Genomic DNA, 13,622 nt, shown 5'->3' on the forward strand with positions numbered 1-13,622 from the left:
CCCCCCACGCGGGGGGTGCGGCCCTCGGCCGTGTGACCGTCTCACCGGGTCCCGCCGCGGCCGTGTGACCCGCGGCGGTACGGAGGCGGGGAGCCCGCCTCCGTATCCGTGGCCGTCCTCAGGAGAGCAGCTCCACCTCCGCCAGGGTCGCGCGCTCCGGGGTCACCAGACGGTACTGGGCGTACGGAGTGGGGCGGGCGATCGAGAAGGCGCGGGTCTGGCGGTCCCAGGTGAAGGTCTCGCCGCCGCGGCGGTCCAGATCGGTCCAGGTCGTGCCGTCCTGGGAGCCCTGGAGCACCCAGGAGCGCGGCGCCGTCGCGCGCTCGGCCGAGGTCAGGGTGTAGCGCACCGCCATCGTCCGCCGGGTCGTCCCCTGGACCGGCAGCGGTGCCGTGGTGAACTCGGCGGAGGTCGCCGAGGTGTCGTCCAGGAGCGGGCCCGCGCCGCGCAGGGCGTCCTTCGGCGGCGCGGGGAGCTGGTTGTCCTCGGTGATGGAGACCGGCGCCGCGCTCTCGCCGGTGCCCCAGGCGGAGGGGCGCGGGCCCATGGCGAACTCCAGGACCGCGCCCCGGGCGAGGGTGGCATGGGGCAGCGCGGTGGAGTTCCAGGCGGTGCCGTTGATCCGGACGCCCTGGACATAGACGTTCTCGGCGCTGTTGGCCGGTGCCTTGATCACCAGGGTGCGGCCGTTGTCCATCCTCACCGTCGCCCGGGTGAAGAGCGGCGATCCGATCGCGTACTCCCCGCTGCCCATGACCAGCGGATAGAAGCCGAGCGCGGAGAAGAGCCACCACGCCGACTGCTCGCCGTTGTCCTCGTCGCCGTGGTAGCCCTGGCCGATCTCGCTGCCGGTGTAGAGCCGGGAGAGCACCTCCCGCACCTTCTCCTGGGTCTTCCAGGGCTGGGAGGCGGCGTTGTACATGTACGGGACGTGGTGGGCGACCTGGTTGGAGTGGCCGTACATGCCCATCCGCACATCCCGGGCCTCGGTCATCTCATGGATGATCCGGCCGTAGGAGCCCTGGAACTCGGGGGAGGCGGTCTCCGGGGTGGCGAAGTAGGTGTCCAGCTTCTGGCCGAGCGCGGCGCGGCCGCCGTAGAGGTTGGCCAGGCCCCGGCTGTCCTGGGGGGCGGTGAAGGCGTAGCCCCAGCCGTTGGTCTCGGTGTAGTCGTGGCCCCAGACCCTGGGGTCGTAGCGCTCGCTGGGGACGCGCCAGGCGCCCGTGCGGTCGCGGCCCTGGAAGAACCCCGCCTTCGCGTCGAAGAGGGTGACGTAGTTCCGGGCGCGGCCCAGGAAGTAGTCGGCCTCCTCGCGGTAGCGGGCCTTGCCGGTCTTCTGGTGGAGCGAGCGGGCCATGGTCGCCAGCCCGTAGTCGTTGAGATAGCCCTCCAGGGACCAGGACAGGCCCTCATGGGTGGCGGTGGAGGCGTAGCCCTGGAACGGGGAGGTCTCCATCCCCTTGCGGCCGACGCCGGGGGCGGGCGGCATGACGGTCGCGTTCTTCAGCGCCGCCTCGTAGGCGGCCTCCGCGTCGAACCGTACGCCCTTGACATGGGCGTCGGCGAAGGCGACGTCGGAGCTGGTGCCGGTCATCAGATCGGCGTAGCCGGGGGAGGACCAGCGGGAGATCCAGCCGCCGTCCTTGTACTGCTGGACGAATCCGTCCACCAGCTCGCCCGCCCGGCCGGGGGTGAGGAAGGAGTACGCGGGCCAGGTGGTGCGGTAGGTGTCCCAGAAGCCGTTGTTGACATAGACCGTGCCGTCGACGAGCTTCGCCCCGGTATGGGTGGGGGTGTCCGGGCCGGTCATGGGGGAGAACGGGCTGGCGTAGCGGTACACCGGACGGTCCGTGGTGCCGGTGTTCTCGAACCCGGAGTTGGGATAGAGGTAGAGCCGGTAGAGGTTGGAGTAGAGCGTCACGAGCTGGTCCCGGGTGGCGCCCTCCACCCGGACCCGCTCCATGATCTCCTCCCAGAGCCGCTGGGCCTGATCGCGCACCCGCTCGAAGGGGGTGCCCTCGGGGATCTCGGCGGCGAGGTTCTCACGCGCCTGGTCGACGCTGATCAGCGAGGTGGCCAGGCGCAGGGTGACCGTGCGGTCCGCCCCGGCGGCGAAGCGGAGGTGGCCCTTCACTCCTTCGGCGGCGGAGTCGGTGACGGGCGCGTCGAACACCCCGTACACGAACATCCGGGTGGCGCCGGTCGACAGCCCGCTCTTGACGTCGGAGAAGCCGGTGAAGGAGCGGGTGGCGGGGGAGAGGGTGAGTCCGCCCTCCTGGGTGATGTTGTCGAAGACGACGCTGGCGTTGTCATCCGGATAGGTGAACCGCATGGTCGCCGCGTGGTCGGTGGGGGCGATCTCGGCCCGTAGCCCGTTCTCGAAGGTGACGCCGTAGTAGTGCGGCCGCGCTGTCTCGTTCTCATGGCGGAAGGGCAGCGCCCGTTTGACCCGGTCGGTCTCGGGGACCCCGGCCGCCGACGACGGCAGCAGCTGGAAGGTCTGCCGGTCCCCCATCCAGGGGCTGGGCTCATGGCTGGCGGCCAGCGCCTGGAGCGCGGGCAGATTGTCCGCGTTGTTGCCCCGCGCGTACTCGTACAGCCAGCTCTTGGAGGCCGCGTTGGTCACCGGGGTCCAGAAGTTGAAGCCGTGCGGCACCGCCGTCGCCGGGATGGTGTTGCCCCGGGAGAAGTCACCGCTGGAGTGGGTGCCCCGGGTGGTGGAGGCGTAGTCGGCGAGGCTCGCGGGCCGCTCCACCGGGGGCGCGGGGCGCAGCGCGATGTCATCGATCCAGCCCTGGAAGGCGGCGGGCCCCTTCGGGGAGTCGTACGCCACCAGGATCCGGTCCACCGTCCGGCCCGCCGCGACGGAACCGATGGCCGAGGTGACGTTGTTCCACTGGTTGACATAGAGCCGCTTGGCGGCGGCCTGCCCCCGGGGAGTGAGCACCCCGCCGTGGGCGTCGCGCGCCCCGAGGTCGCTGAGGTAGGTGCCGTCGGTGAAGGCGAGGTCCACCGCGACATGGGTGGCCGGATAGTCCAGATCCGTCCCGGCGAGCGCGGGATGGATCCGGTACGACAGCTCGGTGGTCCGCCCGACGGCGGTGTGGACGTCGAAGACCTTGTTGTACGAGTAGGCCCGCCCGGCCGCGGTGTGACTGCCCGCGTACCGCAGCGCCCGCTTGCCGGTGAACCCGGCGTGCCCCTTGGCGGTGGGGGAGCCGCCCGGACCCCGGTCGACCGCGCTGCGCATATCGTCGGGGACCGGCCCCGGCGGTGAGCCGTCGGAGAACTGCACATCGGCGAGCTGGGTGACGCTCCCGCCGTTGTTCCGGGTGAGCTCCAGCCGGTACCGGGCGTACGGAGTGATCTGGTCCGGCTCCCCGATCCGGTAACTCGTGGTCTGGTGCCGCCGCTCGAAGACCTGGTCGGTCCGGCTGTCCAGCACGGTCCAGACACGGCCGTCGGCCGAGCCCTTGAGGGTCCAGTCCCGGGGGTCGCGCTCGGGATGGTCATTGGCCGAGGTCAGCGCGTAGGTGGCGAGCTTGACCGGGGCGTCGGTGTCGAACTCGATCCAGGAGGTGGGCGCGAACTCCAGCCATTTCGTGGTGGGCTGGAGATCGACCAGATTCTCCTTCACCTCGCCCGCCGCCGCGTACTCACCGCTGGCGCGCAGCTCGATCACCCTATCGGTGACATTTCCCGGTATTCCGGTGGCGAAGCCGCCGTTGACACCGGAGGCCCGGCGGCTGCCGTCCGGCGCCGACTCCACGGTGTTGCGCCAGTCCGGAGCCCGTTCCCCCGGTTCGAAGGAGGAGCTGAACTCCGGCTCCGCGCGGGGCACGGTGGCGTCGGGAAGCGCGCTGGCCACGGTGTGACCGGTGCCCATCAGCAGCGCGACGGCGGCCACCAGGGCCGCCGCGCGTCTTGGACTTCTCCGACGGGTTGTTGGACGGGGCGCTGGTGTCAGTCGAACCCTCACGGGGCCCTCCTCCGGGGGAACCTCGTAGCGAGACAACGTTGTCACGGTGATGTGGACGGTTCAGTAGGGAGGCAGGTGTCCAGCGGTGTCAAGGGCGCGAACGGTTCGAGAATGACGGAATGAGTGGTTCCATGAGGAAAGGAGTGGCTGGAATGAGAGGTCGTGCGGATCAGATATCCGGGAGGTCTCAACTCGGGAAAGACTGACGGCCAACCTTGCTTTCGATCTTGCTCCGCTGACGAGGAGTGGACTATACCTGTGCGCACCCGCCGCGCTGTCGACAACAGTTGGCGGGAACCAGGGGGAACAGGACCATTCCGGTTCCCCCTCCCCTGGGCGCGCGGAAGTTCTCCCCGCGTGGACGCAACCGAACGTCACGCATTCCTCTCTGCACGAGCACGGCAACCTCTGCACGAACACGGCAACCTCTGCAAGAACACGGCAACTGATCGCGGTAACGGGGCCCTTCGCCTGGCGAGACGGACGGGCGACCGGTTCACCGCCTGAGTCCTGATGAAGGCGAGGACTTGAGCATGGGATCCAACTCCGCCCACTCCAATGAGGGTCTCGGCCGTCGCAGTCTGATCAAGCGCTCCACCGCGCTCGGTCTGCTGACGGTCCCCACGATGAGTTTCCTGTCCGCGTGTGCCAGCGGCGATGACGGCGGGGACAAGCCCGTCGAAAAGGGCAAGGTCAGCGCCAAGAACCCGCTCGGCGTCAACGAGACGGCACCCCTTGAAGTCGTCATCTTCAACGGCGGCTTCGGCGACAAGTACGCCCTGGCCGCGGAGAAGGTGTACGAGGCCGCCTTCCCGAAGGCGCCCAAGGTCAAGCACCAGGCCACCCAGAAGATCCAGTCGGTGCTCCAGCCCCGGTTCAACGGCGGCACCCCGCCGGACCTGATCGACAACTCCGGCGCCGAGCAGATGGACATGGGCGTCCTCGTCGGCAAGAACCAGCTCACCGACCTCACCCCGCTGATGGACGCGCCGTCCTACGACGACCCCAGCAAGAAGGTCCGCGACACCCTGCGGCCCGGGGTACTGGAGATGGGCCAGTTCGACGGCAACCCCGTCTGGATCATGTACTACGCCTACACCGTCTACGGCGTGTGGTACTCCCAGACCGCGCTGGAGAAGCTGGACGCCACCTACCCCGAGACCTGGGACCAGATGCTGGCGCTCTGCGCCAAGGCCAAGAGCAAGGGCATCGCGGGCTGGACCTACCCCGGCAAGTTCCCCTACTACATGCCCTTCTCGCTCTTCCCGTTCATCGGCAAGATCGGTGGCCGCGAGGTTCTCGACAAGATCGACAACCTGGAGCCGAACGCCTGGAGCGACCCCGCCGTCAAGTCCGCCTTCGAGGCGTACTACGAGCTGGGCCGCAAGGGGTACATCCTCAAGGGCACCGAGGGCATGACCCACATCCAGTCCCAGACCGCGTGGGCCAAGGGCGAGGCGCTCTTCATCCCCAACGGCTCCTGGGTGGAGAACGAGTCGGCGGCGGTCATCCCCAAGGACTTCAACCTCGCCGTGGGCGCGCCCAGCAGCCTGGACGCCGGCGACAAGCTGCCGTTCGGCACCATCTGGGCCTCCGGCGGTGAGCCCTTCATCGTCCCGGCCAAGGCGAAGAACCCGCAGGGCGGCATGGAGCAGCTGCGCATCATGCTCAGCGAGGAGTCCTCCAAGAACTTCACCGGCCTGGTCAAGTCGCTCTCCGCCTTCAACGGCGGCACCGACGGCATCACGCTGACCCCGGGCCTGAAGTCCGCCGTCGCCGCACTGGAGAAGGCGGGCACCAACGTCGTCAACCCGCGCCTCCAGGACTGGTACGTCAAGCTCAACAAGGAGCAGATCGGCGTCGCCGGGCTCGGCGAGCTGATGGCCGGACGGATCACCCCGGCCGAGGCCATCAAGAAGATCCAGAAGTTCGCCGACGACGCCGCCAAGGACCAGTCGATCAAGCACTACAAGCACCAGTGAGCGACTGTCACCAGCGGCGGCGAGTTTCGCGGGAAGATCGAGGTCGGTAAACCATGCAACACGGCAAGTACCGGTTCATCGTCGGGTTCCTCACGGCTCCCCTGGCGTTGTACGCGCTCTTCGTCATCTGGCCGTTCATCCAGTCCATCTATTACTCCTTCACGGACTGGACCGGTCTGAGCCCGGACTTCAAGATGGTCGGCTTCGACAACTACCAGCGGATGTGGGACGACGACGTCTTCTGGAAGTCCCTCCAGCACAGCGTGCTGCTCGCGCTGCTGCTGCCGCTGGTGACACTCGGGCTGGCGCTGTTCTTCGCCTTCATGCTCAATGTCGGCGGACGGCGCCGCAAGGGAGCCGCCATCGCGGGCGTGCGCGGCTCCTCCTTCTACAAGATCGCCTATTTCTTCCCGCAGGTGCTCTCGATCGCGATCGTCGCGCTGCTCTTCCAGTTCGCGTACAACCCCAAGGACGGGGCGATCAACTCCTTCCTGGACGCCCTGGGATTCGACGCCCAGCCGCTCTGGCTCGGCGATCCCAACCTCGCGCTCTGGTGCATCATGGCGGTCATGGTCTGGAGCACCGTCGGATTCTTCGTCGTGCTCTTCTCGGCCGGAATGGCCTCCATTCCCCGGGACTTCTACGAGGCCGCCCTGCTGGACGGGGCGAACCGCTTCACCACGTTCTTCCGCATCACACTGCCGCTGCTGTGGGACACCATCCAGTCCGGCTGGGTCTATATGGGCGTCCTGGCGCTGGGCGCCGAGGCGTTCGCGATGGTGCAGATCATGTCGGTGGGCCCCGGCGGACCCGACTACTCCACCACCGTCCTCCCGCTCCACGTCTACCAGGTGGCGTTCCGGGACGGACAGGCGGCCTACGCAACGACGATCGGCGTCGCCCTGCTCTTCGTCACCCTGGCCTTCGCGGCCATCGTGATGAAGCTGGGCCGGCGCGAGCGGCTGGAGTTCTGATGACGACGACCGACACCACCCCGCCCGCGGACGCCACCGAGCCCGCCGCGGTCCGCAAGACGACCGGGTCCGCCCCGGCCCCCGGCAAGGAGAAGAGCAGCGAGGGCGGAGTCCTCAACGCCTTCTCCCACGGGATCCTCATCCTGTGGGCCTGCATGGTCGTCCTGCCGCTGCTGTGGGCGATCATGTCCTCCTTCAAGGACGACAACTCGATCCTCTCCACCCCCTGGGCCCTGCCCGACAAGCTCCACTTCGAGAACTGGTCCCGGGCCTGGACCGAGGCCCGGATGAGCGAGTACTTCCTCAACACCATCCTGGTGGTGGGCGGCTCGCTGGTCGGCACCCTGCTGCTGGGCTCGATGGCCGCCTACGTCCTGGCGCGCTTCGAGTTCCCCGGCAACCGCTTCATCTACTTCCTCTTCATCGGCGGTATGAGCTTCCCGGTGATGCTGGCGCTGGTGCCGCTGTTCTACGTCATGAACAACATGGCGCTGCTGAACACCACGCACGGCCTGATCCTCGTCTACATCGCCTACTCGCTGCCGTTCACCGTCTTCTTCCTCACCGCCTTCTTCCGGACCCTGCCCTCATCCGTGGCCGAAGCCGCGATGATCGACGGCGCCTCGCACACCCGGACCTTCTTCCAGGTCATGCTGCCGATGGCCCGGCCCGGACTGATCAGCGTGGGCATCTTCAACTTCCTCGGCCAGTGGAACCAGTACATGCTCCCGACCGTGCTCAACACCGAGCAGGACAAGAAGGTCCTCTCCCAGGGCCTGGTGGAACTGGCCCTCGGCCAGGGATACAAGGGGGACTGGTCCGGGCTCTTCGCGGGGCTGGTGATGGCGATGCTGCCGGTGCTGGGGGCGTACATCCTCTTCCAGCGGCAGGTGGTGACGGGGCTGACCGCGGGTGCGGTGAAGTAGCCCGCGCTCTCTTCCCACCCGGCCCTCTTTCTGCCCGGCCCCGGCGTCACCCCCCGACGCCGGGGCCGCGCCCTTTCCCCCTCCCCGCCCTCGCGGCCCCTGTGCCTCCTGGCCCCCGCGGGCTCCCTCCCACCACTGTGCGCGCACCCTCGTTGTAGGCAGGCGCGCCCACCACCCGTGTGGCGTGCGGGTTCCGCCCCCGCGCGGGCAGGCAGGCCCACCACCCGTGTGGGCACGGGGGTCCGCCCCGTTGTGGGCAGGCGTTCCGCGGGGCGGAACGGGTGGGCACACGGGAACCCCCTGCCGGGCAGGCGTTCCCTGTCGCCCAGCCCCGTACCCGGCCCCGCCGGCAACGGTCCGCGCCCCCGCGCACCGGGTCCCGCTGGGGGCCGCGCCCCGGTGCGCGTACCCCGTGAGCCGCGCCTCGTTGTGCGCACTGCGTGAGGGGTCGCGCCCTGGCGCGGGCCCGTCCGGCAGGAGCCGGGGCGACAGGGGCCCGGCATCCGGGTGGTGGGCTTGTGCCCACCCGTTCCGCCCCGGGCGGAACCCGTGCCCACAAGCGGGCGGGGCCCGTGCCCGCAAGCGGGCGGGGCCCGGGCACGCAAGCGGGCGGGGCCCGGGCACGCAAGTGGGTGGTTGCGGGGGTGGGCCCGTGCAGGGGGCAGGGGTGGCGCGTGCAGGGACGCGCCAGGCGATGCGGGTGGGCCGGGTCCACGAGCGGAGTGGGCGCGGCCCGCAGGAGGGCGGGCCCGGCGCCGGCCCGGAGGGTCAAGGTCTTGACGGGGGATGGGCGGGGAGCCGAGCCTTGTGTTCACAAGTTGGACTCACCCGCCGAGGTGGCCCCCCAGGGGCACCGCCCCGCCCAAGGAGGGCACGCGCCGATGGAGACTCCGGGCTCACAGACCTCACTGCACCGGGCCAATCTGGAGCGGGTGGTGCGGGCCGTGCGCCTGTCCGGCGCGCTCACCCAGGCGGAGATCGCCCGGCGGACGGGCCTGTCGGCCGCCACGGTCTCGAACATCGTTCGTGAACTGAAGGAGCGCGGCACGGTCGAGGTCACCCCGACCTCCGCCGGGGGCCGCCGGGCGCGGAGCGTGGCGCTCAGCGGGGCGGCCGGGCTGGTGGTCGGGGTCGACTTCGGCCACACCCATCTGCGGGTCGCGGTCGGCAATCTGGCCCACCAGGTGCTCGCCGAGGAGGCCGAGCCGCTGGATGTCGACGGCTCCGTCAGTGCCGAGGAGGGGTTCGACCGGGCCGACGCCCTGGTGCGCGGGCTGCTGGCCGGACTGGAGAGCGAGCCCGGCAAGGTGATCGGGGTGGGGCTCGGCGTCCCCGGCCCCCTCGATGCCGCCTCGGGCACCCTGGGGTCGACGTCGATCCTGCCGGACTGGTCGGGGATCAGTCCCGGGAAGGAGCTGGCCCGCAGGCTCGGCGCCCCGGTCCATGTGGACAACGACGCCAATCTCGGCGCGCTGGGCGAACTGGTCTGGGGCGCCGGGCGCGGGGTGCGGGACCTCGCGTACATCAAGGTCGCCAGCGGGGTGGGCGCGGGTCTGGTGGTGGACGGCCGGGTCTACCGGGGGCCCGGGGGCACGGCGGGCGAGATCGGGCATCTCACGCTGGACGAGTCGGGCCCGGTCTGCCGCTGTGGCAACCGGGGCTGTCTGGAGACCTTCGCCGCCGCCCGCTATGTCCTGCCCTTGCTGGTTCCCCGCCATGGCCCCGGGCTCACGATGGAGGCGGTGGTGCGGATGGCGCTGGAGGGGGATCCCGGCTGCCGCCGGGTGATCACCGACGTCGGCCGCCATGTCGGCAGCGGGGTGGCGGCCCTGTGCAATCTGCTCAACCCCAGCCGGGTGGTGATCGGCGGCTCCCTCGCCGACGCGGGTGAGCTGGCGCTCGGCGCGGTCCGTGACGCGGTCGGGCGGTACGCGATACCGAGCGCGGCCCGTCAGCTCTCGGTGGTCTCGGGTGCTCTCGGCGGCCGGGCGGAGGTGCTCGGGGCGCTCGCCCTCGTCCTCAGTGAGATGGGGGACGCGTCGTTGCTCGGTCGTGAACTCCCCATGTCCGTAGGCGCGTTCACTTAGAGAACGCATGGCACCGTTGTCATCTCGTTAAGAATTTACTCCTTGACCCTGCCCGTGGGGCCGAGTTGACTTCCAGCCACCCCGGCCGCGGGGACGCGGCCCCGTCAGGGAGGTTTCCTGGATGAACGCACATCTGCGTCGCGCGGCCCTCACCATGACCGCCACCGTGACCGCCGTGACGCTCGCCGCCTGCGGCAGCGCCAAGGAGGCGGGGGACTCCGCCGGCAAGGGCAAGGGAGGTGGGAGCGCGCCCGCGAAGGGTGACGCGATCACCGTGGGACTGCTGCTGCCGGAGAACCAGACCGCACGGTACGAGAAGTTCGACAAGCCGCTCATCGAGAAGAAGATCAGCGAACTGACCAACGGCAAGGGCAGGATCGTCTACGCCAACGCCAAGCAGGACGCCACCCTCCAGATCCAGCAGATCGACACCATGATCACCAACAAGGTGGACGCGCTGATCCTGGACGCCGTGGACTCCAAGGCCGTGGCGGGCGGGGTGAAGCAGGCCAAGGACGCCGGGATCCCGGTGGTCGCCTTCGACCGGCTGGCGGAGGGCCCCATCGACGCCTACACCTCCTTCGACAACGAGGAGGTCGGCCGGGTCCAGGGCAAGTCCCTGCTGACCGCGCTCGGCGCCCGGGCCACGGCGGGCCAGATCGTGATGATGAACGGCTCGGTCACCGACCCCAACGCCGCCCTCTACAAGAAGGGCGCCCACGCGGAGCTGCACGGCAAGGTGACCATCGGCAGGGAGTACGACACCAAGGAGTGGAAGCCGGAGAACGCCAACGCCAATATGGAGGCGGCCATCGCCGCTCTCGGCAAGGGCAAGATCGTCGGTGTCTACTCGGCCAACGACGGTATGGCGGGCGGCATCATCACCGCGCTGAAGGCCGCCGGGGTGACCCCGCTGCCGCCGGTCACCGGCCAGGACGCCGAGCTCGCCGCCGTACAGCGCATCGTCGCCGGTGAGCAGTACTCCAGCGTCTACAAGCCCTACTCCGGTGAGGCCGACGCCGCCGCCGCGATGGCCGTCGCCCTGGCCAGGGGCGAGAAGCTGGACGCCATCGCGAAGGACTCGGTGGACAGCCCCACCACCCCGGGGGTGCCCGCGGTGCTGGTCCCCGTGGTCCCGCTGACCAAGGAGAACGTCGACGAGACCGTGATCAAGGACGGGATCTACACCGTGCAGGAGATCTGCACCCCGAAGTACCAGGCGGCCTGCGCCAGGCTCGGACTCAAGTAGCCGTCGTACGGGCCACGGAAACGGCCCCGTCACCGCGTGCGGAAACGGTCCTTCAGACCACCCCGGCGGCAGAGCAGCCCCGGCCCGCCTCTTCCGCCCGCCGCCCTGCCCGTCTCACCCCGAGCCCCGTCCGGAGCGGTCCGGCGGTGAAGGAGTTGGTCGCGATGTCCGCTGCGCCCGTGCTGGCGCTGCGCGGGATCTCCAAGAGGTTCGGTGCCGTCCAGGCGCTCACCGACGTCGAGCTGGAGGTCCACGCCTCGGAAGTGGTCGCCCTGGTGGGCGACAACGGCGCCGGGAAGTCCACCCTGGTCAAGACGATCGCCGGGGTCCATTCCATCGACGGCGGGGTGATCGAGTGGGACGGCGTCCCGGTCTCCATCCACCGCCCCCATGACGCCCAGGAGCTGGGCATCGCCACCGTGTACCAGGACCTCGCCCTCTGCGACAACATCGACGTCGTCGGCAATCTCTACCTCGGCCGTGAGCTGAGCCGCCGGGGCGTCCTGGACGAGGTGGAGATGGAGCGCCGCGCCCGCGAGCTGCTCGACCGGCTCTCCATCCGCATCCCCAGTGTGCGGATCCCGGTCGCCTCCCTCTCCGGCGGCCAGCGCCAGACCGTCGCCATCGCCCGTTCCATGCTGGGCGAGCCCCGGCTGGTCGTCCTGGACGAGCCCACCGCCGCCCTCGGGGTCGAGCAGACCGCCCAGGTGCTCGATCTGGTGGAGCGGCTCCGCGAGAGCGGTCACGCGGTCATCCTCGTCAGCCACAACATGGCCGACGTCAAGGCGGTCGCCGACCGGGTCGCCGTGCTGCGCCTGGGCCGCAACAACGGCGTCTTCGACGTCGGCTCCACCTCACAGGAAGAGATCGTCTCCGCCATCACCGGCGCCACGGAGAACGCCGTGACCCGCCGTGCGGCGCGGACCGGGGAGGTACGGCGATGAACCAGCCCGTGAACCTCAACAAGCACGACGAGCACGACAAGCACGGCGAGCCCGATCCGGGGCGGCCGCCCGCCGACGCCGGCCCGGACGCCGCTCCCGGCGCGGTCACCGCCGCCGACCCCCGGCTGCTGGTACGCGAGGAGGGGCTGGCCGGATACCTCGGCGAGTTCCGCCGACGGCTCGCCTCCGGCGATCTCGGCTCCCTCCCGGTCATCATCGGCCTGATCGTGATCGCGGTCGTCTTCCAGTCGCTGAACGCCAACTTCCTCTCCGCCGAGAACCTCAGCAGAATCGCCGTCGCCATGGTCGCCACCGGCATGATGGCCGTCGGGATCATCTTCGTCCTGCTGCTGGGGGAGATCGATCTGTCGGTCGGCGCGGTCAGCGGGGTCTCCGGCGCGGTCGTCGCCGTCCTCAGCGTCACCCACGGGGTCAACGAGTGGCTCGCGATCCTCGCCGCCGTCGGCGGTGGCGCGCTCATCGGCGCCCTCCACGGCTTCTTCTTCGCCCGGATCGGCGCGCCCGCCTTCGCGGTGACCCTCGCCGGGCTGCTCTTCTGGCAGGGCTTCATGCTCCAACTGCTGGGCGAGAACGGCACGATCAACCTGGACGGTGAGGGTGTGGTGGGCCGGCTCACCACGTACTACTTCACCGATGTCGCCGCCGCCTACGGTCTGGCCGCCGTCGCCGTGGCCGTGTACCTCCTCAGCGGGCTCGCCGACTCCCGGCGCCGGGCCGCCGCGGGGATCCCCTCCCGCCCGCCGGCCGATGTGGCCCTGCGGACAGTGGCGCTGGCCGTGGTCGCCTTCGCGGCGGCCCACGTCCTCAACCAGTACAAAGGGCTGCCGCTGGCGCTGGTGCTCTTCCTCGCCGCGCTGGTGATCACCGACTTCACGCTCCGCCGCACCGCGTACGGACGCAAGATCTTCGCCCTCGGCGGCAGTGTGGAGGCGTCCCGCCGGGCGGGCATCAACGTCACCGCCGTACGGATCTCCGTCTTCGCCATCGCGGGGACCTTCGCCGCCATCGGCGGACTCTTCTGGGCGTCCAAGATCGCCGCCGCCAACCAGAGCGCGGGCGCCGGAGAGCTGCTGATGAATGTGATCGCCGCCGCCGTCATCGGCGGTACCAGCCTCTTCGGCGGCCGGGGCCGCACCTGGAACGCGCTGCTCGGGGTGATGGTGATCGTCTCGATCCAGTACGGGCTGGCGCTTGAGGGGATCAAACCGCCGGTGCAGTTCATGATCACGGGCGGGGTGCTGCTGGCCACCGTGGTCATCGACTCCCTCACCCGCCGCACCCGCCGCACGGCGGGCCGGGCCTGAGGCGCTGCCGCGGGATCGCGGCGGGCTCCCCCTGGGCCCTGCGGCCCGGGCGGTACCCCCACCCCTGGGCCCTGCGGCCCGGGCGGTACCCCCACCCCTGGGCCCTGCGGCCCGGGCGGTACCCCCACCCCTGGGCCCTGCGGCCCGGGCGGTACC

The 13,622-nt window shown here is 70.2% G+C and carries 8 protein-coding genes; 7 read left to right on the forward strand and 1 reads right to left on the reverse strand.

Annotation, left to right across the window (positions count from 1 at the left end; translation table 11 throughout):
* Positions 1–118: 118 nt before the first annotated feature.
* Positions 119–3,886 carry a GH92 family glycosyl hydrolase gene (locus ACFVIM_RS23265; RefSeq protein ID WP_384304447.1) on the reverse strand — a complete coding sequence of 1,256 codons (3,768 nt, stop codon included), beginning with the start codon at positions 3,884–3,886 and terminating at the stop codon, positions 119–121.
* A 626-nt stretch (positions 3,887–4,512) separates the two neighbouring features.
* Between ACFVIM_RS23265 and ngcE the strand changes: the two genes are divergently transcribed.
* The 7 genes from ngcE (at position 4,513) to ACFVIM_RS23300 (ending at position 13,466) form a co-directional block, all read left to right on the forward strand.
* Positions 4,513–5,961, forward strand: a complete 1,449-nt coding sequence (gene ngcE, locus ACFVIM_RS23270) for an N-acetylglucosamine/diacetylchitobiose ABC transporter substrate-binding protein (RefSeq protein ID WP_384304425.1) — start codon at positions 4,513–4,515, stop codon at positions 5,959–5,961.
* 53 nt (positions 5,962–6,014) lie between these two features.
* Positions 6,015–6,935, forward strand: coding sequence for a carbohydrate ABC transporter permease (locus ACFVIM_RS23275; protein ID WP_384304427.1), 921 nt, complete (start codon positions 6,015–6,017; stop codon positions 6,933–6,935).
* Complete coding sequence (locus tag ACFVIM_RS23280) at positions 6,935–7,861, forward strand: carbohydrate ABC transporter permease (protein ID WP_384304430.1); 927 nt, start codon at positions 6,935–6,937, stop codon at positions 7,859–7,861. The genes ACFVIM_RS23275 and ACFVIM_RS23280 overlap by 1 nt, the downstream gene beginning before the upstream one ends.
* Positions 7,862–8,742: 881 nt before the next feature.
* On the forward strand, positions 8,743–9,948 hold the full coding sequence (locus tag ACFVIM_RS23285; RefSeq protein WP_384304433.1) for an ROK family protein: 1,206 nt from the start codon (positions 8,743–8,745) through the stop codon (positions 9,946–9,948).
* 121 nt (positions 9,949–10,069) lie between these two features.
* A complete protein-coding gene (locus ACFVIM_RS23290; protein ID WP_384304435.1) occupies positions 10,070–11,197 on the forward strand; it encodes a substrate-binding domain-containing protein in 1,128 nt (375 codons plus the stop codon).
* A gap of 164 nt (positions 11,198–11,361) precedes the next feature.
* Positions 11,362–12,141 (forward strand): ATP-binding cassette domain-containing protein, encoded by a 780-nt coding sequence (locus ACFVIM_RS23295; RefSeq protein ID WP_384304438.1) that lies wholly within the window; start codon positions 11,362–11,364, stop codon positions 12,139–12,141.
* Positions 12,138–13,466: a sugar ABC transporter permease gene (locus tag ACFVIM_RS23300; protein WP_384304441.1), complete on the forward strand. Its 1,329-nt coding sequence runs from the start codon at positions 12,138–12,140 to the stop codon at positions 13,464–13,466. Before ACFVIM_RS23295 ends, ACFVIM_RS23300 begins: the two co-directional genes overlap by 4 nt.
* Positions 13,467–13,622 lie beyond the last annotated feature (156 nt).

Origin of the sequence: Streptomyces sp. NPDC057638 (assembly GCF_042800315.1) — a bacterium.
Lineage (GTDB): Bacteria > Actinomycetota > Actinomycetes > Streptomycetales > Streptomycetaceae > Streptomyces.